Annotated in this window: 28 protein-coding genes, 1 tRNA gene and 1 pseudogene; 13 read left to right on the forward strand and 17 right to left on the reverse strand. The window is 66.7% G+C overall.

Annotated elements, in window-relative coordinates:
- Positions 1-86: 86 nt before the first annotated feature.
- Together AB0B96_RS24215 and AB0B96_RS24220 are read right to left on the reverse strand one after the other, a co-directional pair.
- The gene (locus AB0B96_RS24215) at positions 87-209 is read right to left on the reverse strand and encodes a hypothetical protein (RefSeq protein WP_362902166.1); all 123 of its coding nucleotides are present in this window, start codon (positions 207-209) and stop codon (positions 87-89) included.
- Between the two features lie 72 nt (positions 210-281).
- Positions 282-491 (reverse strand): annotated as a pseudogene (locus AB0B96_RS24220) (winged helix-turn-helix domain-containing protein); the annotation flags it as partial.
- A 757-nt stretch (positions 492-1,248) separates the two neighbouring features.
- Between AB0B96_RS24220 and AB0B96_RS24225 the strand changes: the two are divergent.
- The 3 genes from AB0B96_RS24225 to AB0B96_RS24235 all read left to right on the forward strand — a co-directional run bounded on the left by AB0B96_RS24225 (position 1,249) and on the right by AB0B96_RS24235 (position 2,206).
- Positions 1,249-1,542 carry a hypothetical protein gene (locus AB0B96_RS24225; protein WP_362902020.1) on the forward strand — a complete coding sequence of 98 codons (294 nt, stop codon included), beginning with the start codon at positions 1,249-1,251 and terminating at the stop codon, positions 1,540-1,542.
- A complete protein-coding gene (locus AB0B96_RS24230) occupies positions 1,539-1,856 on the forward strand; it encodes a hypothetical protein (protein ID WP_362902022.1) in 318 nt (105 codons plus the stop codon). Before AB0B96_RS24225 ends, AB0B96_RS24230 begins: the two co-directional genes overlap by 4 nt.
- A gap of 277 nt (positions 1,857-2,133) precedes the next feature.
- Positions 2,134-2,206, forward strand: a tRNA-Ala gene (locus tag AB0B96_RS24235).
- A 370-nt stretch (positions 2,207-2,576) separates the two neighbouring features.
- Here AB0B96_RS24235 and AB0B96_RS24240 read toward each other — a convergent pair.
- Together AB0B96_RS24240 and AB0B96_RS24245 are read right to left on the reverse strand one after the other, a co-directional pair.
- Positions 2,577-2,834: a hypothetical protein gene (locus tag AB0B96_RS24240; protein ID WP_362902024.1), complete on the reverse strand. Its 258-nt coding sequence runs from the start codon at positions 2,832-2,834 to the stop codon at positions 2,577-2,579.
- A 479-nt stretch (positions 2,835-3,313) separates the two neighbouring features.
- Entirely contained in the window at positions 3,314-3,679 is a 366-nt protein-coding gene (locus AB0B96_RS24245) for a hypothetical protein (RefSeq protein ID WP_362902026.1), read from the reverse strand.
- Between the two features lie 288 nt (positions 3,680-3,967).
- On the opposite strand from AB0B96_RS24245, the gene AB0B96_RS24250 reads away from it, so the two are divergent.
- A complete protein-coding gene (locus tag AB0B96_RS24250; protein WP_362902028.1) occupies positions 3,968-4,363 on the forward strand; it encodes a type II toxin-antitoxin system VapC family toxin in 396 nt (131 codons plus the stop codon).
- A gap of 327 nt (positions 4,364-4,690) precedes the next feature.
- Here the strand turns inward: AB0B96_RS24250 and AB0B96_RS24255 are convergent, their stop codons facing one another.
- The gene (locus AB0B96_RS24255; protein ID WP_362902030.1) at positions 4,691-5,101 is read right to left on the reverse strand and encodes a Rid family hydrolase; all 411 of its coding nucleotides are present in this window, start codon (positions 5,099-5,101) and stop codon (positions 4,691-4,693) included.
- A 320-nt stretch (positions 5,102-5,421) separates the two neighbouring features.
- Between AB0B96_RS24255 and AB0B96_RS24260 the strand changes: the two genes are divergently transcribed.
- On the forward strand, positions 5,422-6,252 hold the full coding sequence (locus AB0B96_RS24260) for a hypothetical protein (protein WP_362902032.1): 831 nt from the start codon (positions 5,422-5,424) through the stop codon (positions 6,250-6,252).
- A gap of 75 nt (positions 6,253-6,327) precedes the next feature.
- Here AB0B96_RS24260 and AB0B96_RS24265 read toward each other — a convergent pair whose 3' ends face one another.
- Together AB0B96_RS24265 and AB0B96_RS24270 are read right to left on the reverse strand one after the other, a co-directional pair.
- On the reverse strand, positions 6,328-6,849 hold the full coding sequence (locus tag AB0B96_RS24265; RefSeq protein WP_362902034.1) for a hypothetical protein: 522 nt from the start codon (positions 6,847-6,849) through the stop codon (positions 6,328-6,330).
- Positions 6,849-7,175: a helix-turn-helix transcriptional regulator gene (locus AB0B96_RS24270; protein ID WP_362902036.1), complete on the reverse strand. Its 327-nt coding sequence runs from the start codon at positions 7,173-7,175 to the stop codon at positions 6,849-6,851. Before AB0B96_RS24270 ends, AB0B96_RS24265 begins: the two co-directional genes overlap by 1 nt.
- Positions 7,176-7,685: 510 nt before the next feature.
- On the opposite strand from AB0B96_RS24270, the gene AB0B96_RS24275 reads away from it, so the two are divergent.
- The 3 genes from AB0B96_RS24275 (at position 7,686) to AB0B96_RS24285 (ending at position 10,845) form a co-directional block, all read left to right on the forward strand.
- The gene (locus AB0B96_RS24275) at positions 7,686-8,963 is read left to right on the forward strand and encodes an extracellular solute-binding protein (protein ID WP_362902038.1); all 1,278 of its coding nucleotides are present in this window, start codon (positions 7,686-7,688) and stop codon (positions 8,961-8,963) included.
- Positions 8,964-9,035: 72 nt separating this feature from the next.
- Positions 9,036-9,992 carry a sugar ABC transporter permease gene (locus tag AB0B96_RS24280; RefSeq protein WP_362902040.1) on the forward strand — a complete coding sequence of 319 codons (957 nt, stop codon included), beginning with the start codon at positions 9,036-9,038 and terminating at the stop codon, positions 9,990-9,992.
- 10 nt (positions 9,993-10,002) lie between these two features.
- A complete protein-coding gene (locus tag AB0B96_RS24285; protein WP_362902042.1) occupies positions 10,003-10,845 on the forward strand; it encodes a carbohydrate ABC transporter permease in 843 nt (280 codons plus the stop codon).
- A gap of 225 nt (positions 10,846-11,070) precedes the next feature.
- Here AB0B96_RS24285 and AB0B96_RS24290 read toward each other — a convergent pair whose 3' ends face one another.
- Positions 11,071-11,499 carry a hypothetical protein gene (locus AB0B96_RS24290; protein ID WP_362902044.1) on the reverse strand — a complete coding sequence of 143 codons (429 nt, stop codon included), beginning with the start codon at positions 11,497-11,499 and terminating at the stop codon, positions 11,071-11,073.
- Between the two features lie 420 nt (positions 11,500-11,919).
- Positions 11,920-12,648 carry a LysR family substrate-binding domain-containing protein gene (locus tag AB0B96_RS24295; RefSeq protein WP_362902046.1) on the reverse strand — a complete coding sequence of 243 codons (729 nt, stop codon included), beginning with the start codon at positions 12,646-12,648 and terminating at the stop codon, positions 11,920-11,922.
- A 55-nt stretch (positions 12,649-12,703) separates the two neighbouring features.
- Here AB0B96_RS24295 and AB0B96_RS24300 point away from each other — a divergent pair, with 55 nt between their 5' ends.
- From AB0B96_RS24300 to AB0B96_RS24310, 3 genes are all read left to right on the forward strand, one after another.
- The gene (locus AB0B96_RS24300; protein ID WP_350941965.1) at positions 12,704-13,081 is read left to right on the forward strand and encodes a DUF5997 family protein; all 378 of its coding nucleotides are present in this window, start codon (positions 12,704-12,706) and stop codon (positions 13,079-13,081) included.
- Positions 13,082-13,710: 629 nt separating this feature from the next.
- Positions 13,711-14,208, forward strand: a complete 498-nt coding sequence (locus AB0B96_RS24305; RefSeq protein WP_362902049.1) for a sigma-70 family RNA polymerase sigma factor — start codon at positions 13,711-13,713, stop codon at positions 14,206-14,208.
- 96 nt (positions 14,209-14,304) lie between these two features.
- On the forward strand, positions 14,305-14,913 hold the full coding sequence (locus AB0B96_RS24310; protein ID WP_362902051.1) for a hypothetical protein: 609 nt from the start codon (positions 14,305-14,307) through the stop codon (positions 14,911-14,913).
- A 149-nt stretch (positions 14,914-15,062) separates the two neighbouring features.
- On the opposite strand, the gene AB0B96_RS24315 is transcribed toward AB0B96_RS24310, so the two are convergent.
- Positions 15,063-16,016: a helix-turn-helix domain-containing protein gene (locus AB0B96_RS24315; RefSeq protein ID WP_362902053.1), complete on the reverse strand. Its 954-nt coding sequence runs from the start codon at positions 16,014-16,016 to the stop codon at positions 15,063-15,065.
- A gap of 170 nt (positions 16,017-16,186) precedes the next feature.
- Between AB0B96_RS24315 and AB0B96_RS24320 the strand changes: the two genes are divergently transcribed.
- Positions 16,187-17,395 (forward strand): DUF6596 domain-containing protein, encoded by a 1,209-nt coding sequence (locus tag AB0B96_RS24320; protein WP_362902055.1) that lies wholly within the window; start codon positions 16,187-16,189, stop codon positions 17,393-17,395.
- A gap of 21 nt (positions 17,396-17,416) precedes the next feature.
- On the opposite strand, the gene AB0B96_RS24325 is transcribed toward AB0B96_RS24320, so the two are convergent.
- Together AB0B96_RS24325 and AB0B96_RS24330 are read right to left on the reverse strand one after the other, a co-directional pair.
- Positions 17,417-17,776: a YciI family protein gene (locus AB0B96_RS24325; protein WP_362902057.1), complete on the reverse strand. Its 360-nt coding sequence runs from the start codon at positions 17,774-17,776 to the stop codon at positions 17,417-17,419.
- Between the two features lie 179 nt (positions 17,777-17,955).
- The gene (locus tag AB0B96_RS24330; protein WP_362902059.1) at positions 17,956-19,635 is read right to left on the reverse strand and encodes a cellulose binding domain-containing protein; all 1,680 of its coding nucleotides are present in this window, start codon (positions 19,633-19,635) and stop codon (positions 17,956-17,958) included.
- Between the two features lie 529 nt (positions 19,636-20,164).
- Between AB0B96_RS24330 and AB0B96_RS24335 the strand changes: the two genes are divergently transcribed.
- On the forward strand, positions 20,165-21,490 hold the full coding sequence (locus AB0B96_RS24335; protein ID WP_362902061.1) for an MFS transporter: 1,326 nt from the start codon (positions 20,165-20,167) through the stop codon (positions 21,488-21,490).
- Between the two features lie 47 nt (positions 21,491-21,537).
- On the opposite strand, the gene AB0B96_RS24340 is transcribed toward AB0B96_RS24335, so the two are convergent.
- The 5 genes from AB0B96_RS24340 to AB0B96_RS24360 form a co-directional block, all read right to left on the reverse strand.
- Positions 21,538-22,539 carry an NAD(P)-dependent alcohol dehydrogenase gene (locus AB0B96_RS24340; protein ID WP_350941973.1) on the reverse strand — a complete coding sequence of 334 codons (1,002 nt, stop codon included), beginning with the start codon at positions 22,537-22,539 and terminating at the stop codon, positions 21,538-21,540.
- 90 nt (positions 22,540-22,629) lie between these two features.
- Complete coding sequence (locus AB0B96_RS24345) at positions 22,630-22,899, reverse strand: hypothetical protein (protein WP_362902064.1); 270 nt, start codon at positions 22,897-22,899, stop codon at positions 22,630-22,632.
- A complete protein-coding gene (locus AB0B96_RS24350) occupies positions 22,900-23,250 on the reverse strand; it encodes a winged helix-turn-helix domain-containing protein (protein ID WP_350941975.1) in 351 nt (116 codons plus the stop codon). It abuts the gene before it with no gap.
- A 304-nt stretch (positions 23,251-23,554) separates the two neighbouring features.
- Positions 23,555-24,052, reverse strand: coding sequence for a DUF1203 domain-containing protein (locus tag AB0B96_RS24355; RefSeq protein WP_350941976.1), 498 nt, complete (start codon positions 24,050-24,052; stop codon positions 23,555-23,557).
- A gap of 187 nt (positions 24,053-24,239) precedes the next feature.
- Positions 24,240-25,199, reverse strand: a complete 960-nt coding sequence (locus AB0B96_RS24360) for a superoxide dismutase (RefSeq protein WP_362902067.1) — start codon at positions 25,197-25,199, stop codon at positions 24,240-24,242.
- Between the last annotated feature and the right edge of the window lie 14 nt (positions 25,200-25,213).

Genomic DNA, 25,213 nt, shown 5'->3' on the forward strand with positions numbered 1-25,213 from the left:
TCTATTGACAGGGATTCGACGGCCAGTCGAGACTGAATAGGTAGCTATCTATTGGAGAGGAGGTTGTCCGAGATGCCCATGCTCGCTCACAGGATCTTGATCTCGGTCACGTGGCCCGCGAGAACTCGGCAATCCCCGTCCGCCTCCACGATGAGCACCGGAATGCCCTCGCCCAGGCGTAGTCGTCTGCGCTCTTCCGGGGTGGGCATGCGGGTTCGAATGAGTGCCGGGCCTCGAAGAGACACCGAGACGGGTTCGACTCGATCCCGAACATACGTCCCGTCTCGGCTCACGGTACGAACAAGACCTTCGCCGCGTAACTGGGCCAGCGCATCGCGAAGGGCGTCCTTGCCAACGCCGTATTCATGAGCGAGGCGCGCTTCGGGTAGGAGTTTCTGTCCAGGTGCGAGACTTCCGTCTTCGATACGCCGACGCAGGTCATCGGCGATCTGGTGGTAGGCGGGAACGTATGAGTCCGGGTCGATTCGCACGAGAGCATCGCAACAGGCCTCCTGGCTACCTCCCCTGTTGGCCAACAAGCCAACAGAATATCGCTCAGGAAGTAACTTTTCGACCGATTCACGGCGCTATCGCGTCGTACGCACACCTCGATCAGGAAGGGAGCGCTGACCCGTGAACAACCCTGGTGCTGCGGTTCTCGACCGGACCAAGGCAAGTGGCTGCGGTTGTTTCGCCGAGGTGCCGCCGATGCCGATGGGGTGTGCCGTCTGCGGGCATGCCCCTTACGCGCACGGCTGCCCTGATCGGCCCGCCGATCACGAGTACGTCCAGCCTTCCGGCGACCTGATGGCCATCCGGCTGCGGGTCCGTCGTACCGGAGACCGTTCCCTGCCGTGTTTCGAGCCCGCCCCTGTGGCCTCGTCCGCCGTGATCCCCGCTCAGGGATCCATCGAGGGGATGCCGCCGATCCCCGAGCAGCGTCGTCCTGAGCGGAGTGCGTCCGCCGAACGGCTCGTACCGGTGTCGTCGCTTCGGCGGAGGCTCTGTCGCCCGCGTCCGGCGTCGCCGTCAGGGACCGCTCCTGCCAGGCCGTCTGGGCTGGGCTCCCGGCATCGCCTCGTGTCCCGTCCGAGGCGAAGAACCACCTGCGCACCGAACCGCTCAGCGGTCACCCCATCTTCGTGCCGGTCACCTGGCCGGTACGGCGAACCCCTCCATTTCATGAGGCAGGCCCGCCCCACGCTGCGAACGACCGGGCGGGCCTTTGATCGGATCGAGGTCCAATCAGTGACAGATGGTAGTTCCACCCACCCAGAGCCCACCAGTAGTCCCACGACGATTCCCGGCTGGCGGCTGATCCTCAGCGACGCCGGACGGCTGTGGGCCAGCCGCGAACGGCCCTTTTCAGAGGTGGCCACCCATGCCGGGGCCGAGCGGACCGTCGACGCCGACGACCTGGAGGCGTTGCAGGTCGAGACCACCCGCCAGGAGACCTTCGCCCGCGAGGTGGAGGAGGCAGCACACGAACAGGTGGCACGGGAGATACCTGAGCGGGAGCAGGCCGGGCAGGTGATCTCATGATCCGCCGCTGCCTGTCCGCCGCCAGGGGCCGCCACCGCGACGGCCAGGCCGTCATCGCGGTGCCGCGCTACACCTGGGATCACGAGGCCCGCGCCGAGGCCGCGATGCTGCAGGCCACCCGCCCAGGCTGGTCGGTGCTGTACGGCACCGGCAGCCGCCTGTTCCACGCCATCGCCACCTGGCCCACCCCGGAGCCGCTGATCATCTGCGACCGGACCCTGGAGGGGCTGAAGACCCAGATGTACGAGGCCGAAACGACCGTCCTCCACCGCTGGGCCCTCACCTCCAGCTCGGTCACCATCGGCCACTTCTGACGAACGGGCACGGCGGGTGCGTCGGGTCCGTGACGTACCCGACGCACCCGCCTCGCCCCTGCGATCCAGGCTTGCCCGCTCGGCTCAAGCCAGTACCGGTCCGCCCGATAGGTTGATCGCCAAGGCCGCCCCCTTGCCCTGGAACCCTCCAGACCTCCGGTTGTTTCGCTCAGTACGACATGCCGGCGCCCCGCCAATCCAATTGGCGCCAGGGCGGCTCCTGTTGCTACCGTGTACGACTGAAGCAGGTCCCCTCTCAGGTACCCGCTTGAATCTCGGGGCCTTAGCTCAGTTGGCAGAGCGCCTGCTTTGCAAGCAGGATGTCAGGAGTTCGAATCTCCTAGGCTCCACTCCCTCTCGGACACGAAAAAGCCCAGGTCAGGCATGGTTGCCGTAACCTGGGCTTTGATCTTCATTCGGCCTTCTTTCGCTCTCGTGCCCGTTGTGTGCCCGATCCCTTCGCGAGCGCCCCACGGGCGAGGCCGTCAAGGCGACGGCGCGGCGCGCCGCCGCACGGCCCGGCGCCTGCCTGCCTGCCTTCCGGGCGTGCGGCGTGGGCGCAGACACTCCGCGTGCCCGTCAGAAGGGTGATCAAGGGAGAATCACGGGGAACCGCGGATAATCGGAACCCTCCCTCGCAGGTCATCGTCTCTCCAGCTCAGTGACCAGGTGCGATAGAGACTTCCCAAGCTGATGTTGTCGCTGGAAGAGCACCTGATCTTATTCATCATCGTCGTCACTCGTGTACGCGTCATATAACTTGCGGCGGAGGAGATCGGTTCGGACAGTCAGGGCACCAAGAAGTTCCTCATCGCTCAGCCCATCCGTGGTCCTGAAGGCCCATGAGGAGTGGCCTTCCTCATCAAGGCACTTCACGAGAACTATCGCGCCCAGAGCGGTCCATCCTTCGGGAAGCGAGTAGACGTTGAGACCATTCAGGGCCTGGCCTACGGGTATTTCTTTCTCTCCCTCTGTCACGGAGCCTCCTGATGGCCGGTAGTGGCACGAATCGAGATGTGCTGCTCAAGCGCGTCGCAGCAAACATCGAAACCACTGTGTCGAGGGCACTCGACTTCACCAGCTCGCGGGCAGTAGTAGATGTTCGAGCAACCGCAGTCGAAGAACACAGGCAAGGGGTCAGGCAGGCCAGCCATGTTTCTGATCATGTGCCGTTGGTTCCCTGCCGTGCAACTGCTTTGATCTTCGATGGTCCGGTAGTACCCAACAGAGGCACATGGCGGCTCATGTCCACCCCGTCCAGCACCGGTCAGGAGCAAGTTCCGAGTCACTGATCATGGCCGGGACAGTCCTGATAAGGAAGCGATCAGGCCATTGAGGGAGCCCTGGCTGTACAGCCATAAGTACAGCCAAGAGGGCGAACGACGCCGGGACTCAGCGAACGTCCACGGACACCGCCCCCAGGCCAGAGCCCCAGACCTCGACTAGACCGACTTCTTTTAATCCGCAGGTTGATCGTTTTCGTCGACTGGCAGTGCACTGCACGCGCTTTCAAGCTCTCCAGTCGCGATCATGTCTCGTACGGCGTCGGTCATCGAGACGAAGCCAGGCTTGCGGATGATGACCAGGTCCGAGCACCAGAAGTACCGGCCGTTGAGGCATTCGCCCGTACCCCGCCAACGATCCATGGTCCCGGAGATGGTCCCGAGGGTTATAAAGGTGGCATAGCGCCGAGTGCCGTCAGGAAGCGTGATGGTCGCGTCGGCCTGATCGGCGGTCTCGGGATCATGCCCTTCCCAGCGGGGGATCAGCATCTCGAAGCCAGGGTCGCTGATGCGATAGAAGGGGCCGTCGATCTCGATCATGTGGTGAGTCTGTCAGCCGTGCCCGCTGCGTGCCCGATCCGCTGTTGAGTTGCCCTCTCGCGAGGCTGTCGATCTGCTTCGCGACCTGGTGCCCTCGCTTGTCGGTAGCGTGCTTGTAGATGATCGCGGCGCGTGTGCTGGAGTGGCCCGTTATGATCTTGTGATCCGCGCGCGGGCTGTGCCCTACGATGTCCGTCACTGTTCGGGGCGGCACCCAGGGCGAGCGGCGCGGCGCCTCTGCCGTACTAGGTTCCTTGCCGTCTCTGTGTCACGGAGGAGATGGTCACGTTGACCAAGTATGTGATCGGGCCGGACGTGGCCCTTCGATTGGCCCATAACGAGGCCGTGATCCCCGGCGAGCATCAGATCCTGGCTCCAACGCTTCTTCGCTCACAGATGCTGTCGCTTCTCTACCAAGCAGTTGGCCGCGGTGAGATGACCAAGAAGGACGCCGATCGCCTGCTCAACTACGTGCGAGGGCTACGGATTCGACTGCTCGGCGACCGTGTCCTTCAGAGCACCGCGTGGAAGATCGCCGACCAACTCGGGTGGCCGGACACGTTCGCCGCCGAGTACATCGCCCTGACCCTGCTCCAAGCCGATGCGTTCATCACGCTCGACGCGGAGCTCGCTCAGGCCGTGCAGGAGCTGGTGCCCACAGCACCCATCGAGGCCCTGTCTTAATCGGGCACCGGCATGGTCGGGGTGCAGCGCCAGGTGGCCGACTCTTGGCGAGATCCGGCGCCTGTTCGTTCGTCTGCGCGACCGGGCCACCTGCATTGTGGCGGACGTCCTGCACTGGTCCTATTGGAGGCGACGCCGTTAAGTCCGCTCCCGGTCAGCCACTACCGGCGGGAAGCCGCACGCGAGGCGTGATCAGGATCTACGGTTGGAGTACAAGGTCCACCGCAAAGGCCACTTCCCATGATCAGGAAATGGTCTTTCGGTGCCGGCGGCGCGGTGAAGTATGGAAACGGTGCCGATCCCTCCGCCCAGATAGAGCCTTACTGCTCAGGAGTCGAGTACGGCGGCGACGGCTTCGATTTCAACGAGCTGGCCGTCGTAACCAAGCACGGTGACTCCCATCAAGGTGCTCGGTACGTCATGGTCACCGAACGAGTCCCGGACTACCTGCCAGGCAGCCACCAAATCCTCCCGCCGGGTGGACGCGACGAGAACCCGTGTGCTGATGACGTCCTGCAATGATGCGCCAGAGGCAGTGAGAGCCGCCCGCATGTTCTCGATGGCTTTCGCTGCTTGGCCCGCGTAGTTTCCAATCGCTGCCGTCGAGCCGTCCTCGTTCAGGGGACACGCTCCGGCGAGGAAGATGAGTCGTGACTCGGCAGGCGCCGTGGCTGCGTAAGCGTACTCGGCGATGTCGGACAGAGAAGCGGAGCGGATCAAAGTGATGGCGCTAGGCATGGTCGCTCAGTTCCTTTCATATCGGGCACAGAGCGACCATCCTGACGTGGGCCTCCTACCGGTCGCCTCCTATTTTCACAGGCCAAGCCGCCCGTACCTCGTGGCCCGCCCATGGTCACGCCGCCGCACAGATACAGCCCTACGATCGCCACTGCGTGGTCGGACGCCGTACGTGGTCGGGGGCCGATCGCTGATCCGGGACTTCGTTCCTCACCCTGGATCAGCGAGGTGGAGTGCTGTAATTAGCGCGAGACGTCAAAGTGTAAAGATCGGGCTGAAGCCCTTCACCGTGTTGGGCACGAGTGGGAGTACGTTCTCAGATGAGGCGATGGATCGCTGCGTCGGCCGTCATGCTGGTCGTCCCGATGGTGGCTGGATTCGGTACCACCGCAGGCGCCCAGGGAGCTCCCGTTGACCCGATCGACGCTCTCAAGCGCCGGCTCGTCGAGAACCGGGGTGTGAAGATGTCGATGGTCCGCACCGTAACGGAGGAGCAGAAGGATAAGGACTACGTCTGGACCAAGGCCGTCGCCGAGTTCGGTAAGGGCAAGATCGTAGCCGTCGATATGACACATGACTCCGACCGCATAAAACGGGTCGATCCCGTACGGCAGATCATCTTTGAGGGCCGCCAGTACATCCAGAACGACTACTTGCCCGACGGCAAAAGCTGGTTCCTCAACGAGGACGACGAGGTCCGTCCGGAATTGGACGCCGGCTGGATCAAGCTCGCCGATCCAGCCATGCTGAAGGCGGTGCTGGCCACTACCAAGGTCAAGCGCCCCGCAGGCGTCTACGACGGCACTCGTACCACGCTCTACCAGGGCACGATGACCGTCGGTCAGCTCTCCAAGGCCTCTCAGGGATTCCCCTTCGGACTCGTGGTGATGCTCACCGAAAAGGAAGCGAAGGCCAAGATGTCTTGGCGACTCTGGCTCGGTGAGGACCAGCTGGTGCGCAGGGCCTGGGGTTCATGGAGCCAACCGTTTTCCAAGAACGGTGGTGTCCCTGTCTCGTTTGTCGTTGATGCTCGTCTGACCGGCTGGGGTGCCGAAACCGACATCGCCGCGCCTTCCGCCGATGATGTGATAGACCCCTCGCACTGGTCGATGCCCGAGACTTCCGTCCCCCTGAATCCGGCTGCCGAATAGTAACCGCCGCTCCAAGCGGCCAAGGCGTCCTGATATCCAGTACACACGAGGGAGCTCCAGCCGAAAGGCAACGATTTATGATTGGAGCGCTGATTTTACGTAAGAGGCGCCATCAGGATGGAACTCGTGTCTGGCGAGCAATAGACGTCTCAGGCGGGCCCTGAACGGCAGAAGAATCAGGTAGGCAATTCCCGATACCTTCAGCAGGGGCCAGTACGGCAACGGTATAGGAGACTGGATCAATGTGAGATACAGGCTCCAGCCAAGCACGGCGAAGACCACATGCCGTTCCAGGAAAAATCGGCCTTGGATATCGTCTCTGGCCCACCAGCGATATTTCCAGGGCAGTCGCCAGCCGAATGCCCGATAGGGCAGCCAGTGCCACACCGGCGGGTGCTCGCGCAGGCGCAGCGTGAGTCCGCCACGGAGCACGTCCAGGCCGTCGCGCAAGGTTGGGCTGCTCTGCCCTGGTTCGGCCAGATCCATCAGGGTGCTCAGCAGTTCGGCACCGCGGAACTCCCGGAAGCGGGCTGGGTAGGCCAGACGCATCAGCAGTCGGCAGCGACGCTCGTAGGTAGAGGTGACCTCGGGGGTCATCACATCCCCATCCCGGGCTGGAGGCTCAATCGGCGCTGAGCGGTGGCGGCCAAGCGCGTCAGGCGGGCGGTCTCCTCGGACAGCACCTGACGACCGTGGCCGGTGAGATCGTAGTAGCGGCGATGACGGCCGGAAACGACCTCCTCCTTGACCACGATCACCAGTCCGTCGCCCGCCAGTCGATCCAGAGCGCCGTAAAGAGTGCCCGCGCCAAGGCGTACACGCTCTTCGGACAGTTCCTGCACTGCTTTGATCACCCCGTATCCATGGAGCGGGCCTTGGGACAGGGCCAGCAGGATCAGGTAGCTCTGCTCGCGTAGCGCCATAACTGATATATATCGCCATTCGTACTATTGGTTCAAGAAGACCCATCGATCCTCCAACGTCAGGTCGGTGGCCGGCTGCTCCGCTCTTCGAGGTTGCCACCCGAGGGCCGAATCTCTTCTTCGCTTCTGGTGATCTGCCTGGCAGGCCGCCTCCGTCGTCTCGGTGGAGGGGGCGGTGTGCTCCCGAAACATAAAACCGACAGGCCGATTGTTTCAGACACATTGCCGTAAGAATATTGACGCTCAGGTCGGCAGAGCCCTAATGTCCTGGATCAATGACCGGTGTGACATTCCGAAAGTTTCATGTTCAAGAGCGATGTCAGAAGGCTTCGCAGGTGAGGCGGCAGGTCGGCATGGCGGTGTCGAACCTGTCCGGCGTTCGCGATCCGGAGTCTGAGGCGGCGCGGCACCGTCCTGCGCGCGGAGGAGGTGCCCGGCGAGCGCGGCGCGTCCTCGCGTTGCCGGGCCGCACATCGCATCCCTGACCACAGCAAGCGAAAAGAGGTCGCCGTGAAGTTCCGTAACGTCTCAGCGGTCGTGTTGGCCGCTACCGCGGCCCTCAGCATGGCAGCGTGCTCAGGCTCGTCGTCCGGGACTCCCTCCGGCGAATCGGGCGGCTCGTCGTTCGAGTTCTGGTCGTTCACCGGGATCAACCAGAAGGCGTCCGTCGCCGAGTACCAGAAGAAGAAGCCGGACGTGCAGGTGAAGCTGACCGAGGTGGGGAACGCGCAGGAGACGGCGCAGGCACTCACCACCGCGCTCGCCGGCGGCAAGGTGCCCGACCTGGTGCTGATCCAGGGCGACGACCTGCCCAAGTTCGTCCAGCAACCGCAGAACTTCGTCGACCTGCGCACGCTGGGTGCCGACAAGGTCAAGGGTGACTACCTGGACTGGGTGATCAGCCAGCCCACGGCCAAGGACGGCTCGATCATCGGCATCCCGACCGACGTCGGCGGTATGGCCATCGCCTACCGGACCGATCTGTTCAAGGAGGCCGGGCTGCCGACGGACCGTGAGGAGGTGGGCAAGCTCTGGCCCACCTGGGACGCCTTCATCGAGGTCGGCAAGAAGTACAAGGCGGCCACCGGCAAGGCGTTCATCGACAACGCGGGTGGGAGCGTCTACTCGCAGGTGGTCAACCAGGGGCAGGAGAAGTACTACGACCCCGCGGGCAACCTGGTGTACGAACGCAGCCCTCAGGTCAGGGCCGCCTTCGACCAGGCGCTCAAGGCCGTGGCCGCCGGGATCACCGCGAAGCAGAGCTCGTTCACCGAGGGGTGGAGCGCCGCGATGAAGCGGGGGGACTTCGCCGTCGCCGCCGCACCGGTCTGGTTCCTCGGCCAGATCCGCGACAACGCCCCGGACACCAAGGGCAAGTGGGACATCGCCACGATCCCCGGCGGCTCGGGCAACTGGGGCGGCAGTTTCCTCGCGATCCCCAAGAACGCCAAGAACCCGAAGGCCGCCTGGGAGTACATCGCCACCATGCAGTCGCCGCAGGGCCAGCTCGAACACTTCTCCGAGGCCAGGTCGCTGCCCGCGACCCCGTCGGTCTACCAGGACCCGAAGCTCACCTCCGCCAAGGACGAGTTCTTCTCCGGCGCACCGATCGGCAAGATCTACACCGATTCGCTGCTCGGCCTCAAGCCGTTCCTCATCGGGCCGGAGAGCACGACGATCGGCACGGAGTTCACGAACGCCATCACCAACGTCGAGCAGGGCAAGGGTGATCCCGCGAAGGCGTGGGACGCGGCGGTGACCAACATCAAGACCGCGATCGGTGGTTAGGCCCCTTCGCGAGCGTCGCCGGCGCGGGCCGTTCCAAGGGGCCCGCGCCGGTGGCGGGGAAGCGAGCAGACCGTGACGACGAGCATCAGCCCCACCAAAGCGGACCTGCCCCCGGCCCCGCCGGTGGAGGCGGCGCGGCGCGGTTTCGCCGAGATCGTTGCCCCCTACGCCTACATCGCCCCGTTCTTCGTGCTCTTCGCGGTGTTCGGTCTCATCCCGCTGCTGTTCACCTTCTACGTGGCGCTGTTCGACTGGAACCCGATCGGCGAGCAGGTGTTCGTCGGCCTGGACAACTTCGATCGGCTGCTCGGGGACGTGCGGTTCTGGAACGCGGCGCGCAACACCGTGAGCATCTGGCTGCTGTCCACCGTGCCGCAGTTGCTGGTCGCGCTGCTGCTCGCGCACCTGCTCAACCACGTACGGCTGCGCTTCGCCGTGTTCTTCCGCATGACGATGCTCGTGCCGTACATCACCTCGGTGGCCGCCACCGCCATCGTGTTCGTCCAGATGTTCGACCGCGACTACGGGGTGCTGAACTGGCTGCTCGGCCTGGTGGGCGTCGAGCACATCGACTTCACCCAGTCGGTGGCGGGCAGCCATGTGATGATCGCCGTCATGGTGGCCTGGCGGTGGTTCGGTTACACGACTCTGCTCTACCTGGCCTCCTTGCAGGCCGTTCCCCGAGCGATCTACGAGGCGGCCGCCGTCGACGGAGCCGGAGGTGTGCGGCAGTTCCTGCACATCTCCCTCCCCGCCCTGCGGCCGGTCATCGTGTTCACGATCGTGACCTCGACGATCGGCGGGCTGCAGATCTTCACCGAGCCGCTGCTCGTGAACCGCGGCGCGGCCACCACCTGCGGGCCGATCCGTCAGTGCCAGACGCTCACCCTCTTCCTGTTCGAGCAGGGGTTCACCCAGTTCAAGTTCGGTTACGCCGCGTCGGTCGGCGTGGCGCTGTTCGTGATGGTCGTCGTGCTCGCCGGCCTCAACTACTTCCTGTCCACCCGGATCCGCCCGGTCAAGGGCTGAGGAGGCGATCGTGAGCACGACGAGACCACGCTCCGGCGATCGTGTCCGATGGTGGACCTACGCGCTGCTCGCGCTCGCCGTCTTCTTCTGCCTGTTCCCGCTGTACTGGATGTTCATCGTCGCCACCACCGACACCGCGACGGCGACGAATCTGCCGCCCGAGATCGTGCCGGGCGACAACTTCTTCCACCTCGCGGGCCTGGTGTTCTCGACCGTGCCGTTCGTCCAGTCGATCGTCAACAGCCTGATCGTGGCCGGGTCGATCGGCGTGGGCCAGGCGGTGCTGTGCGCGCTGGCGGGCTTCGCGTTCGCCAAACTGCGCTTCCGCGGCCGCAACACGCTGTTCCTGGTCGTCGTTCTGACGATGACCGTGCCGACCCAGCTCGCCATCGTCCCGCAATACATGATCATCTCGTCGCTGGGCTGGGTGGACACGCTCCAGGCGCTGATCGTCCCCGGCCTGGCCAACGCCTTCGGTATCTTCTGGATGCGCCAGCACATATCGTCCGCCATCAGCGACGAGATCCTTCAGGCGGCCCGCATCGACGGGGCGTCGACCTGGCAGATCTTCTGGCGGGTCGCGTTCCCGCTGGTACGCCCCGCCGCCTTCGTGCTCGGCCTGCTGGGCTTCGTCACCGCGTGGAACGACTTCCTGTGGCCGTTCGTGGTGCTGAAGTCGCCGGAGATGTACACCGTCCAGATCGCGATCAAGGCGTTGCAGAACAGCTTCAGCATCGACCTCGGGCTCGCGATGTCCGGCTCCTTCCTCGCCACCCTCCCGCTGCTCGTCCTGTTCGTCTTCGTCGGGCGGCGCATGGTGGCCGGGATCATGAACGGCGCCTTCAAGGGCTGAGGCCGCCGCTCACCTGTCCCTCGGCTCCACTTCAAAGGCCACCTCTCGTGATCGGGAAGTGGCCTTTGTGATCCCGTGCGGCAGTGAAAAGCGGTAGCGGCGAATCCGGTCGCTCACCGAGCCGCTTGAGAGATCGGGAGCTGTGGAATTCGAACCGGGTCAAAGAGGCTTCCAGGCCGGTAGGGCCGACCGCCTCACCGAACGAGGTGGTCGGCCCATGCCACGTCAGGAGAGGGTCATCTTCTCGTGCCAGGTGTAGTAGAGGTAGGTGCTGCCGGGGCCGGTCAGCGTGCCGTAGACCTGCCAGAAGCTGTTGGGAGCGAGCGTGTAGCGGAAGATCTTGTCCCCGGGCCGGTCGTCCACGAACGACGTCTGTGTCCCGTTGTTCCAGATCCGTACCTCGATGGTGAACGTCGAGGTGTCCGGGATGTCAAGGCAGATATCGAACGTGTACGTCAACGAGCCGCCGATGTTGTAGCTGCGGCCGTCTATCGCCCCCCTTTCGAGGTTGGTGGGCATGTAGCTGTTCAGGACCCGGGTGTACTCGCCCGTGGAGCAGTCGACTGCGGAGGTGGCCGCGGACGCGGGGCTGACGCCGGTGAGCGTGGCGCCAAGGGCGACGGCGGCGACGAGAATGGAGATGATGCGCTTCATGCCTCTCCTCATCCGTGCAGTGACCCTCCAACCAATTAGTTGAAGGCTGAACTGATTTTGACTCGGTTACCGAATCCGAACAAGCCCGGGCAAGCATTCGTGCGGTTCCGAGTCAGGCGAGTCGTGTTTCGCCCTTCATCGATGAACCTGGCCTGCGTGTTCTCGTGAAAGCGCGGTTCGCGAGGGTGCGGCACCACCTCGCACAGGCACACGAGGTCGAGTCTCGACCAGCTCTGGAGCAGGGCGAGGAGCCCGCTACGTCGCGAAGGGCTCCCGTTGGTGAGCGGGAATTCAGGGGTTGGAATCTTCGCGGCTCCACGGTGACACCATGAAGGCCGATGAGCGTCGACTTACCGCCTCAGCCTGACAGCCGTCGGTGCTCATTCCTTACCAAGGGTGATCGGCGTATCTGTCCGCAGGTCACCGAGGTCGGTGGCCCTTCTTCTTGCGGCCGGTCGGCACGGTCCGGCGACCGGAGCCGTTCTGCGCGGGTTTCTGTGCCTGCCGCTTCGCCGGTTTCTTCGCGGGGGAGGCGGGGGTACGGCCCCGCGAGCTGTTCACCGTCCGGCCGCGGACGATGCCGATGAAGTCCTCCACCAGGTCGGTGGTCGCGTCCGTGGGCCAGACCAGCGCGACCTGAGACTGCGGCGCGTCCGGCACCGGCCGGTAGGTGAGATCCCTGCGGTGGTGGAGGCGTGCCAGCGACAGCGGAACCAGGAGAATCCCGGCGCCGGACGCTGTCAGCTCGACCGCGTCCGCCGTTGTGGCCGGGCGGGTGAACGCGGGCAGCCCGGGCCGGACCGTCCACTCGACGGTGTCGTCCAGAGGGTGGAACACCTCGTCGTCGTCAAGGTCGGCGAGGGCCACCTCGTCGGCGGCGGTCAGCACGTGGTCCTTGGGCACCACGACCACCGTGGTCTCCGTGTAGAGAGGGATCACGCTGAGCCCGTCCCGGTCGACCGGCAGCCTGGCGAATCCGGCGTCGGCACCGCCGTTCCGCAGGAGTCCCACCACCTCGGCGGCGGGAACCGCGACCAGGGTGATCGGCACCTCGGGCATTCGCTCGATCCAGACGTTGACCCATTTCGCGGGTGTCACCCCGGGCACGTACGCCAGTCGAAACGTCCCGCCGGTCTCTCCATCAGTCACTTCCCCAGGGTAGCGATGTCAGGGGAACCTGTTCCGGCTGACTATTCTTGACGTCATGACCTCGCCCAAACCGAAGACCACCCAGACGATGAAGCCCGCGACCGCGGCCAAAAAGCTGGGTGTCCCTCTGCCGGCCACTCCGGCCGAGTTCCAGGCGGGTGTCATCTCCAGGGACGAGCTGAACGAGTTGCAGGCGACGCCACCCGCCTGGCTCGCCGACCTGCGCCGCAACGGCCCGCACACCAAGCAGGTCATGGCCGCGAAGCTCAGGATCTCCGTCGCCGGCCTGCTCAGGGGCGGGATCACCGAACCCCTCACCACCGCCGAGATCGACGCGCTGAAAGCGGAGAACCCGGCGTGGCTGGAGCGCGAGCAGAGTCTCCAGGCCGAGGTCCGCAAGGAAGCACTCCGCCTCAAGCAGCGCGACAGCTGAGATCCCGTACGTCTCCGACCCGGGTCGCGCCTCCAGGCCGTCGCCGCCGTCGCCTCGCCGAGCGACTATCCGGGTGAACTCGCCGACGACGGCATCGACCTCATGATCTGAAAGTCCTCCGAAGGTGGTTTGCTCACCACCCGGACCTGCTCCCACGTTCCGACGACCGACCCGAGGTCGCCCGGCGTACCGGTCGCGACGAGGGTCTTTTGTCCGTTGACGCGCTTGGTGGCCGCATCGCTCAAGACGACCCGGCCGTCCTCGGCACGGTCGACGTCGAACGGCTCCTCCGTCCCTGACAACCGGACGGGAACCCCAGAGATCCGGACACGGCCTGCCCGGCGTCGTTCCGGCCACGGCATCGAACTGTTTCGATCCTGATCAGAACCGAGAGCGGAAGTGCTCGGCGGCGGCGACGTCGGTGACCGGCCGGCGCGTGCGACAAGCCGGGTCAGGATCAGCGGCGGAAATTGTCCGGCCATTGTCAAAGTGGCCAGGAAATGTCCGACGGCGGTCCTGGTGATATCCGGTCTGTTTGTCGGGAGACGAACTCACCTAACGGGCGGCTGGGGGCAGGCGGCTTTTTTTCGTGCTCCTTCGCCTGCGCGAAAATCGGAGAGGGCCGTGGCATGAATGTCACAGAACAACGCTGGCATGTCCTGATGGCGCACCGGCCGAGGCTGCTGGCCTTGGCGGCGCGCATGGGGGCGGGGGCGGACGCGGAGGACGTCGTCCAGGACGCGCTGCTGCGCACCGCCACCTTCGCCAACCTGATGGAGGAGCGGGCGTGGCCCTTCCTGGCCACCGTCACGGCGCGACTCGTGGTCGACCACCACCGTCGAACAGCTCGTGACCAGCTGTTAAGCCGTCATGCGGCGCTGATGCCGCGCCCCCAGGAATTCGAGGAGGCCGTGGCCGACGGGGACGAGGCCCGGCGTGCGGCAACCCTGATCGCGCGGCTCGACCCCGAGATCCGCCACCTGCTCCGCCTGCGGATGGAGGGCGCGACCTGGGTGCAGATCGGGAGCGCGCGCGGTGAGTCGGCCGCCGCCGTCGAGATGCGGTATCGCCGTGCGACGGCCCCCGTGAGGCGGGCCGTAAACCGTGCGGCCGGAAGTCGGAAATAAATTTGTCGAGCTTCCCTTCCAGGGCCGTACTACTAGTGGAAGGTCCATTCACTCAGGCCGATATGCGATTCTTCGCGATCGCGGAAGAGGACGGCAATGAAAAGCCTGCGAAGGCGTGTTCCGCTCGTACGACATGCGTTTGTCCTGCTGCTGGTGGCGGCGCTCACCTGCTTGACGCTCGCGCCCGCGGCGGGAGCGGAGAGCACGATGTCCCAGAAGGTCTCGTCGGCGGATCCGGACACCGAACTGGCCACCGTGGAGAACGGCGAGGAGCCGTTGGAGACCGTCTCCACCGAGGACTATCTCGCGAAGCTCGCCCAGAACGAGGTCATGGTCTCCGCGGAGGAGCGGGCCCAGATCATGGTGAGCTCGTGCTGGATCTCGACCGTTTACCGGGGAGGCAAGAACCGTGTCGGCCAGTGGCTCTGGAAGTACTTCCAGAGGATGGACTACTGCCGCGACGGCACCCGGATCACCAGCGCCCACTTCTACACCAGGTGGGCCGAGGTCTACATGGTGGGCTGGTCGTTCAAGGGCCACGAGTCGCTGGTGAGCAACGGCGGCCGCGGCTCGACCCAGTGGCGCAAGCGGACCCAGGGCGTCTTCTGCCTTGTCCCGTACCTCCAGTGCATCCAGGAGTCACACCCCTGGGTGGACCTGACCGTCTTCGGTAACGGCGCGACGTCCTCCAGCGGCGGCGGCTGACGCCGAACGCGCGCGAGCGCCGGGCGTGGGCGATCCGTGCCCCGCCCAGCGGCGGCTGACGCCGAACGCGCGAGCGCCGGCCCGGGGCCTTCCCGGGCCGGCGTCCCGTGTCGTTCACGGCGACCACGGGGCGACCGCGGGACCAAGCGTCATGATCTTCCCCGGAACCGCGACGGCGAGACCCCGGCCCATGCCACGAACGCCTGCCGTAAGGACTCGGCGGAGGCGAACCCGCACCGCCGGGCGATGGCCGCGACCGGCTCACGGGTCGCGGTGAGCAGTTGCGAGGCCGCTTCGAGGCGCGCGTCGCGGACCACCCGCGAGGGGGTCCGGCCGACGCACTCGACGAACAGCCTGCTCAGATGCCGCTCGCTCACCCCGGCGAGCGCGGCCAGGCGGGCGACGCTGAGGTCCTCGTCGAAGTGGCTGACCACGTAGTCGATGGTCCGCCGGACCAGGACCTGGTCGGAGTGCGGAATCCTGTTGAACAGGCTCACCTGCGCCTGATTCCCGGGGCGTTTCAGGTAGGTGACCATGCCCATGGCCACGCGACGGGCGAGTTCGGACCCGTGGTCCTCCTCGATGAAGGACAGCGTGAGATCCAGAGAAGCCGTGACCCCGCCCGACGTCGCGACGCTGCCGTCCCGGACGAAGATCGGCGCGGGATCGACCCGCACCTGCGGGAAGCGGGTGGCGAGCCGTCCGGCCTCGTACCAGTGCGTGGTGGCCCGGCGGTTGTCGAGCAACCCGGCGGCGGCCAGCACGGTCGCCCCGGTGCACACCGACGCGACCCGCCGCGACAGCCTGGCGAGCCGTACGACCTGGCTGACGAACCGAGGGTTGGCGGCGGCGGTCTCGTGCCCCTGGCCACCAGAGACGATCAGGGTGTCGATAGGGCCGTCCATCGTGTCGATCCGGCCCTGCCCGGGCAACTCGAGTCCGGAGTCGCACCGCACGGGCCGGCCCATCGGGGTCGCGAACACCACCTGGTACGCCGGGTCGGCCCCCTGCCGGTTGGCGTAGTCGAAACCGGTCGTCACACACGCGACGTCGACGAGCTCGATGCCGTCGAAACCAACGACGACGACCAGCCGTCCCACCATGGCTACACCATATGGGCGGGCGACGGGGACATGCGACAGGAATCCCAGCGAATCGGACGACGCGGCTGGGTGTCGGCCCATGTCATCGGTCCAGCAGAGGGGATGGGTGCCGGCCTTCCGGCTTGAGGCTCGCGCGGCGCTCGCTCCTGCGAATATCGCACACTGATGTGGTGGACGACGTGGCAGAGCTGTTGGACCGCATCTGGCGGACGGACGCGGCCGGCATGCTCGGTGCGCTCAGCCGGCGGCTCGGCGACTTCGACCGGGCAGAAGAGGCGCTGTCGGACGCGCTGGCCGAGGCTCTCAAGCGCTGGCCCGACGAGGGAGTGCCGCGGAGTCCCACCGGTTGGCTGGTCACCACGGGCTGGCGCAAGGCGCTGGATCGGCTACGCCGCGACGCCGTCGGTCGCGAGAAGCTGGCACGGGTGGCCGCGGAAGCGCCGCCGGAACCGGGTGCGGACGATCGGCTCGCCATGATTTTCGGGTGTTGCCATCCAGATCTCGCCGAGCCGGCCCGGGTCGCGCTGACGCTGTACGCCGTCGGCGGCCTGAGTACGGACGAGATCGCCGCCGCGTTCCTGGTGCCGGTGCCGACGATGGCGCAGCGGCTTTCCCGGGCCAAGCGTCGGCTGCGGGAGCGCGGTATCCGGTTCGAGGTGCCACAGCCGCATGAGTACGTCGACCGGTTACCGGCCGTGCTCGCGGTCATCTACCTCGTTTTCAACGAGGGGTATCTGTCCGGTGGCCGCTCCGCCCAGCGGCGCGAGTTGGCCCGCGAGGGGGTCGAGCTGGCATGCCGGCTCGCCGAGCTACTGCCCCGCGAGCCGGAGGCCGCGGGCCTGGCGGCGTTGCTGGAACTGCACCATGCCCGCGCCGACGCGCGGTTCGACTCGTGGGGTCGCATCGTGCTGCTCGAACAGCAGGACCGGCGGCTGTGGGACAAGGCGGCGATCGGACGGGCGGTGCTGCGGTTGCGGGCGGCGGTGCGCCAGGGCCGGCCCGGGTCCTACCAACTGCAGGCCGGTATCGCCGCGCTACACGCCCTGGCCACCTCGTACGAGGCCACCGACTGGGCCGACGTGAGGGCACTGTACGACCGGCTGTACACGCTGGGCCCGTCGCCGGTGGTGCTGCTGAACCGGGCGGTGGCCACACGGTTCGCGGTGGGGCCTGCCCCGGCGCTGGACGAGGTCGACGCGCTCGGGGCGCGGTTCGCCGGTTACCACCTGTGGCACGCCGCCCGGGCCGATCTGCTGACCACGCTCGACCGTCCGGCCGAGGCGCTGACGGCGGCGGAGCGGGCTCTGGAGTTGGCGAAGAACCCGGCCGAACGGGAGCTGATGTCGCGCCGGGTGGGGGAGCTGAGGCGCCGCCTGTGAGACCGGCGCCCAGCACCACCGCTACTCGCGGTTCGTCACCGGACGGACCTCCAGCGCGCTCATCCCGGCAGTGAGCGGCCAGGTGGCCGCGATCCGCCCGGCTTCGTCGATGTCGTCGCACTCCAGCATGACGATCGCGCCGATGACCTCCTTGAGCTCCAGATATGGCCCGTCTGTGATCACCGGTTGACCGTTAACGTCGGCGCGCACCGTCTTCGCCGTGTCCCGGGGCCGCAGTTCGGCACCGCCATCGGCGATCTTGCCGGTCGGCTGCCACCGCTCGTACCACTCGTAGATCCGCTCCATCGTCTCCTGCTCCTCGGCAGGGGAGAGCGCACCCCACTCGCGATCGTCGCCGAAGATCAGCATCGCGTACCTCATCGTTGCTCCTCGTGGTCGGAAGGGCTGTGTCGTACGGGTGACGAACGGCCGCCACCGGTTTTCGACAGGTTCCGCCGAATTTCCTGCCCGGGTTCCGGTGTCCGATTGCGCGGCCCCTCCGGTGTCGGAGGGGCCGCACCTGTTCCTTCGCCGGTCGGGCCTCGAGGAAGCGTTGCCGGTCAGACCACGGTGCAGGCGATGCCGTTGAGGGTGAAGGCGGTCGGCTTGGCGGTGTTGCCGGTGTGGTTGGCCTGGAAGCCGATGTCGATGGTGGCTCCGGGGGCGAGCGTGGCGTTGTGGCTGACGTTGACGGCGCTCACCTGGCCGCTGGAGGGCGAGTAGGTGGCGTTCCAGCCGGAGGTGATGGACTGGCCGGAGGGCAGGGTGAAGACCAGCGTCCAGCCGTTGATCGTCGTGTTTCCGGTGTTGGTGATGCTGATGTTGGCGGTGAAGCCGTTGTTCCAGGAGTTCATCGTGTAGGCGATCCGGGGCGCCGTCCCGCCACCGGGGGTGGGGCTGACGGTGGGGGTCGGGGTGGGCGTGGGGTCAGGGGTGTTGGTCACGCCGGTCACGAAGGTCATCATGCTTCTGGCGGGAAGCGTGACGGTGAGGGAGCCGTTCGACATGGTGGTCGTTCCCTGGGGTGCGACGGTCCTGCTCGCGTCGGTGAGCCAGGACGAGACGCTGGACGATCCGGTGGTGTTCGACACGGTGAACTGCTGACTCACCGCGGAGGTGTTCTTGTTGACGACGACGATGACCGTGGAGTTACCGCCCCGGTACGCCGAGACGTAGACGTTCGACGCCGGGTTCGCGGTCGCGTCGACCCGCACGTATCCGGGGCGGACGAACCTGGCGAAGTGCGCCATCATCGCGCCGCGCTTGCTGATCTGGCCGTCCTCGCGCATGGGGCCGTAGCTGCGCCGGATGTACCACCAGATGTACGCCTGGAACTCGGCGTCCACCATGGCGCGGTGGATGTGCTCTCCGACGTCGAGCGCCTGGGGCCAGAGGTCCGCCGAGTCGCTGCTGTTGGGGTGGTAGACCTCGGTCATCCAGAGTTCTTTGCCCGCGCCCTTCTGCTTGAAGAGGGGGTAGGGGAAATTGGAGAACTGCGTGCCGTAGAGGTGGGCGCCGAGGATGTCCATGTTGGCGAGCGCGGTGGAGTCGTTGAGGATCGGGTCCGAGATGTTCTTCAGATACTGGAAGGACTCGGGCGCGATCACCTTGGTGTTGATCGAGCCGGCGTTCTCCCGCATGAATTTGAGGATCTCCGCGGGGGTCCACCACGTCCAGTCGTGCGCGTAATCGGGCTCGTTCTGCACTGAGATGGCGTACAGGTTCACGCCGTTGTTCCGCATGTGCGTGTTGAAGTCGTTCAGGTGCTGGGCGTAGGCCGCGTACATGTTGGCCCTGAGGCGTTTCGCGTTGGTCTGGCTGCCGCGGGTAAATGTCTCGATCATGTTGGCGGGGGGATTCCACGGCGACGCGATGACGGAGGCCCCGAGTTCGATCGCGCGCTTCGCCGTCGCCACGTCACGGCTCCAGTCCGCCTGGTTCTCGGGGACGGGGATTCTCAGCACGGAGAACCCGAGCCGGCCCTCGCCGGTGCCGAACGCCGTTTCCCGCTGGGCGGCCGTGAGGTCGCCGATCCAGGCCGCGAAGGTCATGCCGCCGAAGCCGCGGATCGTCTGCCGCTGCGCCGACGGGTTGATGACCGCCGTTGCGGCGGTGGCCTCCGTGGCCGCGACGACGGAGGCCGCGCCGAGGACCGGCAGGGCTCCCAGCGTGGTCAGGACGGCCCTGCGGCTCAGCGGGTTTCGCTCGCCGTTCTCGGGCTCGTCGTGGTTCTGTGTCATGTCTCCTCCTCGTGGCTGTGGATGCCGATCCGCGCCTTCTCGGTCCCGTCGGCGCCGGTCTTCGGTGCCGACGGGATGATTCCTGGTCGTTTCGGTGTCGATCGGCTCCCACGATTGTTAGCGTTAACATTTCCTCGCGTGGACCGGCACGCGAGTGCGACGGGAATGCGGATCGCTCACGTGGTCGCGCGGAGGGGTGATACTCCGGCGGAGTCTGACCCGGCCCTCGGCGGGGGGCAAGCACGAGACAGGCCGAATAACAGTGAACTGTAGAAATGCCTCGCCGAGCGTGAAAATTTCAGGTTAAAAATCTGCGGCCTCGCGTCTGTTCCGCCGTCGAAGATCGTCATATGCTGAGCCCCTCAGGCAAAGCGGATGGCAAGACACCCCCCCAAAAGTGCTTTCCTGGGTGATCACCCGAGTGGCGAAGCCTCCGGGAGAGGTCGGACGACGGTGGGCCGCCGTGGAACCGCACCTCCACCGGACGGTTCGGAAACCATCCGCATCACATGACCGTGCTGGAGAGCATGTGCCTGTCTTGAGCAGCCCTTGGCGGGCTCCGGTCGTCCTGGCGTACGCGACCTTCGTACTGGCCGGGTTGAACGCCGGTGTGGGCGGAGTGCTGCTGCCCACGCTGATCGGTGACTACGGCGTCGACATGACGACGATCGGCATCACCTTCTTCGTCTCCTCCGCCGGGTTCATGCTCGCCGGATCCACCACGGGCCCGCTGCTCGAACGCCTCGGTACGCGCCTCTCCCTCGCCGTCGCCGGCGGCCTGTACGTGATATCCACGCTGTACATGGCGACCCGTCCCCCGTTCGCGGCCTTCGTGGCGGTGCAACTGCTGGTCGGTTACGGCACCGGCGTGCTGGAGTCGGTGCTCAACGCCTATCTCGCGGAGCTGCCCTCGGCCACGACGCTGCTCAACCGCCTGCACGCGTTCTTCGGTGTCGGCGCGCTGCTCGGTCCGTTGCTGGCCGCCTGGACGCTCACCTTCCTGCCGTGGACCGCCGTGTGGCTGGTGCTCGCGTTGGCGTGCCTGCCGCTGCTGGCCGGTTTCCTGGTCGCCTATCCCAGGCGCACCGCCGACGTCGCCGATGCCCTCGATGCCTCCGTGAAGCCTGGCGTGCCTGTGCCTCCGGCGGTCCCCGAGCCCTCCGTGAGGCCCGGCGCCCCGTCGTCCGAGCCCTCCGCCAAAGAGGAGGCCCCGTATCCGGACCCCCCGGTGCCTTCGGCGGGTCTCCTGGGTTCCGAACCGGAGCGGAGCGGTCTGCTCACCTCCGTGCTGCGTACGCCCGCGGTGGTGCTCGCCTCGGTGTTCCTCGCCGTGTACGTCGGCCTGGAGATCAGCGTGGGCAACTGGGGGTTCACCTTCCTGGTGGAGGAGCACGCGCAGACCGGTCTCACCGCCGGCTACATCGCCAGCGGTTACTGGCTCGGGCTGACCCTGGGGCGGTTCCTGATCAGTCCGGTCGCCACCAGGGTGGGGCTGACCGCGGTCGGCATGACCTACGTCTGCCTGGTCGGCGTGACGGCGAGCACGGTGCTCACCTGGGTGGCGCCGGGAGTGGTCGTGGCGACCGCCGGTTTCCTCCTGCTCGGCTTCTTCCTCGGGCCCGTCTTCCCGACGGCGATGGCGGTGGTGCCCACCCTGACCACAGCCCGGCTGGTGCCGACGGCCATCGGCATCATGAACGGGGTGTCGGTCATCGGCGGTGCGGCGCTTCCCTGGCTGACCGGTGCCATCGGGCAGAGCGTCGGGATCTGGACCCTGATGCCCGCTGTCGTGCTCCTCGCCCTGCTGCAACTCGCCCTCTGGCGGACGATCGTCGCCCGGATGGCTCCTGCCTGATCCGGCACCGGAGCGAGTTCCCCGAGGCGAACAGCACCCGTACGGCCTCACACGGTGATAACGATCTTCGCTCGCGCGTGCTCCTCGCTGAAGTACCGCATCGCCTCGGGGAGCTCGCTCAGCGGGTAGGTCTTCTCGACCGCGGGTGTGATCCGCCCGGACTCGATCAGATCCTTGAGATCGACGAGGCTCTCCCGGCTTCGCATCGCCATGCACGGGCGCAGGTTCTGCCGTACGAACGGCGCCAGCACCAGCGCCCCCAGGAGCCGGAGCACCGGACCGAAACAGCGCCCGCCTTTCGAGCTGGACAGTACGAGGGTCCCGCCGGGGCTCAACGCGCGCCTGCAGTCGGAGAGCGAGTGGTTTCCCGCCAGGTCGAAGATGAGGTCGTAACGTCGGCCGCTCCTGGTGAAGTCCTCCCGGGTGTAGTCGACGACATGGTCGGCACCGAGCGAACGGACCAGCTCCATGTTTCTGGTGCTGCACACCCCGGTCACCTCCGCCCCGTACGACGCGGCGATCTGTACGGCGAAGGTGCCCACGCCGCCCGACGCCCCGTTGATCAGGACCTTCTGCCCGGCCTTTATCCCGCCACGGTCGCGGAGACCGTGCAGTGCGGTGTTTCCCGCGCAGGGGACGGCGGCCGCCTGTTCGAAGGTGAGGTTGGCAGGCTTCGGGCACGGCAGGTCCTCGGGGACGCGGACGTACTCGGCGAAGCCTCCGCCGTTGACCTCGACGTACACCTCGTCGCCCGGCCGCAGGCGCGTCACGTTCCTGCCGACGGCCTCGACCTCTCCGGCGATGTCGCGGCCGGGGACCTTCTGCTTCGGCGTGGGCAGCCCGAACACGAGGCGGCCGAGGTACGGCACGCCCGTTATGGTCGCCAGGTCGCCGTGGTTCACCGACGCCGCGCGAACGCGCACCAATACCTCGTCGTCGCCGGGCACCGGCTTGTCGATCTCGTCGAGTCTCAGGACGCCGGAGAGGCCGTACCTCTCCTGGGTGATCGCTTTCATCGTGTCCTTCTTCTGGGTGGTGGGCCTGTTCATGGGGAGTCCTCCTGGTGGGCGACCGGTGGTGAAGCAGGAACCCTCACGGGTGACCGTGGGGAATCCCCTCCCTTCTGGGAGGGGAGGAGGTCATTCGACGGTCCGCAGGATCTGCTCGATCGAGGTCGCGCGCGCTCGCACGTCGGAGAGCTCGGTCGACATCCGCTGCTGGGCGTCCATGGTGTTCTCGGCGAGTTGCTCGTAGCGGCGTACCAGCTGTCGCAGGTCCTCCTGGACGGTGGCGGATATCTTCAGCTTGCGGAACTCGTGCACCGTCGCCGCGGTGCCGATGAGCAGGATCAGGGCGAGGAATGACAGGCCCAGGATCAGGACCGTGCCAGGCCAGGTCGTCGCGTCCATTCAGGACTTCTCCTTGGGGGCGGGACCCTTCTCGGGGTCCGATCGGGTGAGGGTCTGGACCGCCTCGGCCAAGGTCGAGGCGGTGAGGCGCAGGTGGAAGTCCGTGACCTCGTAGTACTTCATGGCCTTGCCGTCCTCCGAGAGCTCAAGGCTGCCGACGACCAGCCCGGCCGCCTCCAGCCGCTGCAGGTGCATGTGCAGGAGGGGGCGGCTGATTCCGATGTCGCGGGCCAGGTGGCTCACGTAGTCACGCCCGTCGGCGAGCCTCGCGACGATGCGCAGCCGCAGCGGGTTGGCGAGCGCCGCGAGCACCACGACCAGTTCGTCGCCGGTCGGCACGGCCCCTGTCATGACGCTCCTTCACCTGTAATAATTTTCTTACAGGTGAAATATAACTCATGCATGCCGATCCGACCAGAGTCGATGGTGTCGATGACCGTGAACTCGTACTCGCAGGGCCGCCGGCGACGGCGGCACGCATACGGCGCGGAGGGTCTCGTCGATCCGGGCGATGATCGACGAGACCCTCCGCGCCGTTGGGGTCACCGGGGAAGAAGCCGGTGAAGATCTCCGACGCCGTCGTCACATGACGGCGTCGTCCGAGGCGGGCGGCGAAGAATTCGCCGCCTGTGGTCAGGCGAGGTACACCTCCAGGTCAGGCACGGTGCACCTCGAACAGGAAGCAGCCGAACTCCACCGCCCGTACGTGCACCAGCGCCACGCCCGGGTCCGCGAACTGCTCCGCCAGGACGGCCTCCGCCGTGGCGGCGTCGAGGCTGAGGTGGCGGTCCACCAGCCGTCCGCCGAGAATGTTGCCGACCGCGTCGTAGGCGCGGAAGACCCGCCGCTCGCCGCACATCTCGACGGGAAAACCCGTCCCGCCGGGTCCCTCGCACTGCGCGGCGTGCACGAACACCGGGCCCAGCTCCTCGTACGGGCCGGGATCGCCCCCGGTCCGTGCCGCCCACCTGCGCAATGGCGCGTACGCGAGCAGGGCGAGCCGCTCGCCCGGCAGGCTGCGACGCAGGCAGCATCGCAGCGGAGCGCCTCCCTCGGTGTCGGTGACCACGCGGGGCGGGCGCCCGGCGTCGTCGCGGACACGCAGCTCGGCGGCGACCTCGGCTTCGATGGCGAGCGTACGAAGAGTACTCATGGATCCATGCTCGGCCGCGCCGAGGCGGCACGCTGGCGGAAATCGGCCGTCGTCGTGGGCTCCGCTGCCGCCCCTTCGCGCGGCCGGCCGATTTCTCGGTGCGGCTTTCTCGGTGCGGCGGACGTGCGAGGGCGTGCCCGCGGGGGCGGGCACGCCGATCAGCGGCGGGCGGGCACGAGAGGAACGATCAGTGCCCCTTGACGGCCACCACGTTGTACGGGGTCGTCGGGGTGGGGGTCGTGGTGAAACGGGCGTTGGGGAGATAGAGGCGGTCGCGGAAGGAGGCGACGGTGGTGGGAACGTCGAAGCGTTCGTCGACGAGTTTGCGGACCACCTTCCCTGAGGTGGCGGCGCGGTCCAGGGAGAGGGAGGTGAGGAGGTTCAGGCGGTTCTGTACGACGTGGAGGGTACGGCCCTCCAGCAGCAGGCCGTCCCCGCCTTCCAGGGACTCGGCGCCGATGTCCACCAGGGTGGCGACTCCGGTCGAGGGGTCGACGCGGAACAGCCTGCCGGTGTTGGACTGCACGACGAGCAGGCCCTTGCCGTCGGGGGTCTGGGCGATGCCGTTGGCGTTGTTGCCGGTCGTGTAGACGATGTCCCCGCTCAGCGGCACCTTCGCCGCCTGGGACGGCAGCGCTCCCCCGCGCCCGAACGGCAGCCTGTACAGCACGGGGTTGGCCGAGTCGGTGAAGTACGCCGCGTCGCGGGTGAGCACGACGTCGTTGACGAACGCGGCGCCGGTGGTGAGCCGGTAGCTCGCGAGCACCTTGCCGGTGCGGGTGTCGATCACGCGGGCGTCGCCGCCCGTGCCGCCGGCGACGAACAGCCGCCCGCGCGGGTCGACCTTGAGACCGAGCGACGGGGTGCCGGGTCCCGGATTGATGATCCGGCCTTTCCCGGTGCGCAGGTCGGCCCGGTAGATCGCGCCGGTCCCGCGCGAGCCGAAGTACGCGGACGGCCCCGGGCCGATGGCGATCCCTTCCGGCTGGAAACCGTCGGGAAGGGAGAACTCGGTGGGATAGGCCGGCTTCGCGGAGGAGGCGGAGGCCGGGGAGTCGCCGGTCCCGGCTCCGGTCTCGGCCGCCACCGGGGGCGGGACCGCCACGAGTATGGCCAGGACCCCTGCCGCGATAGATATCGCCTTCATTGGGAAACATCCCA

Origin of the sequence: Streptosporangium sp. NPDC049046 (assembly GCF_040649155.1) — a bacterium.
GTDB lineage: Bacteria > Actinomycetota > Actinomycetes > Streptosporangiales > Streptosporangiaceae > Streptosporangium.

Excerpts from the sequence above, each read along its gene's own strand:
- AB0B96_RS24215 (WP_362902166.1), bottom strand. The coding sequence starts at position 209 with ATGCCCACCCCGGAAGAGCGCAGACGACTACGCCTGGGCGAGGGCATT.
- AB0B96_RS24230 (WP_362902022.1), top strand. The coding sequence starts at position 1,539 with ATGATCCGCCGCTGCCTGTCCGCCGCCAGGGGCCGCCACCGCGACGGC.
- AB0B96_RS24245 (WP_362902026.1), bottom strand. The coding sequence starts at position 3,679 with ATGATCGAGATCGACGGCCCCTTCTATCGCATCAGCGACCCTGGCTTC.
- AB0B96_RS24255 (WP_362902030.1), bottom strand. The coding sequence starts at position 5,101 with ATGCCTAGCGCCATCACTTTGATCCGCTCCGCTTCTCTGTCCGACATC.
- AB0B96_RS24260 (WP_362902032.1), top strand. The coding sequence starts at position 5,422 with ATGAGGCGATGGATCGCTGCGTCGGCCGTCATGCTGGTCGTCCCGATG.
- AB0B96_RS24265 (WP_362902034.1), bottom strand. The coding sequence starts at position 6,849 with ATGACCCCCGAGGTCACCTCTACCTACGAGCGTCGCTGCCGACTGCTG.
- AB0B96_RS24270 (WP_362902036.1), bottom strand. The coding sequence starts at position 7,175 with ATGGCGCTACGCGAGCAGAGCTACCTGATCCTGCTGGCCCTGTCCCAA.
- AB0B96_RS24290 (WP_362902044.1), bottom strand. The coding sequence starts at position 11,499 with ATGAAGCGCATCATCTCCATTCTCGTCGCCGCCGTCGCCCTTGGCGCC.
- AB0B96_RS24300 (WP_350941965.1), top strand. The coding sequence starts at position 12,704 with ATGACCTCGCCCAAACCGAAGACCACCCAGACGATGAAGCCCGCGACC.
- AB0B96_RS24305 (WP_362902049.1), top strand. The coding sequence starts at position 13,711 with ATGAATGTCACAGAACAACGCTGGCATGTCCTGATGGCGCACCGGCCG.
- AB0B96_RS24310 (WP_362902051.1), top strand. The coding sequence starts at position 14,305 with ATGAAAAGCCTGCGAAGGCGTGTTCCGCTCGTACGACATGCGTTTGTC.
- AB0B96_RS24315 (WP_362902053.1), bottom strand. The coding sequence starts at position 16,016 with ATGGTGGGACGGCTGGTCGTCGTCGTTGGTTTCGACGGCATCGAGCTC.
- AB0B96_RS24325 (WP_362902057.1), bottom strand. The coding sequence starts at position 17,776 with ATGAGGTACGCGATGCTGATCTTCGGCGACGATCGCGAGTGGGGTGCG.
- AB0B96_RS24330 (WP_362902059.1), bottom strand. The coding sequence starts at position 19,635 with ATGACACAGAACCACGACGAGCCCGAGAACGGCGAGCGAAACCCGCTG.
- AB0B96_RS24340 (WP_350941973.1), bottom strand. The coding sequence starts at position 22,539 with ATGAACAGGCCCACCACCCAGAAGAAGGACACGATGAAAGCGATCACC.
- AB0B96_RS24345 (WP_362902064.1), bottom strand. The coding sequence starts at position 22,899 with ATGGACGCGACGACCTGGCCTGGCACGGTCCTGATCCTGGGCCTGTCA.
- AB0B96_RS24350 (WP_350941975.1), bottom strand. The coding sequence starts at position 23,250 with ATGACAGGGGCCGTGCCGACCGGCGACGAACTGGTCGTGGTGCTCGCG.
- AB0B96_RS24355 (WP_350941976.1), bottom strand. The coding sequence starts at position 24,052 with ATGAGTACTCTTCGTACGCTCGCCATCGAAGCCGAGGTCGCCGCCGAG.
- AB0B96_RS24360 (WP_362902067.1), bottom strand. The coding sequence starts at position 25,199 with ATGAAGGCGATATCTATCGCGGCAGGGGTCCTGGCCATACTCGTGGCG.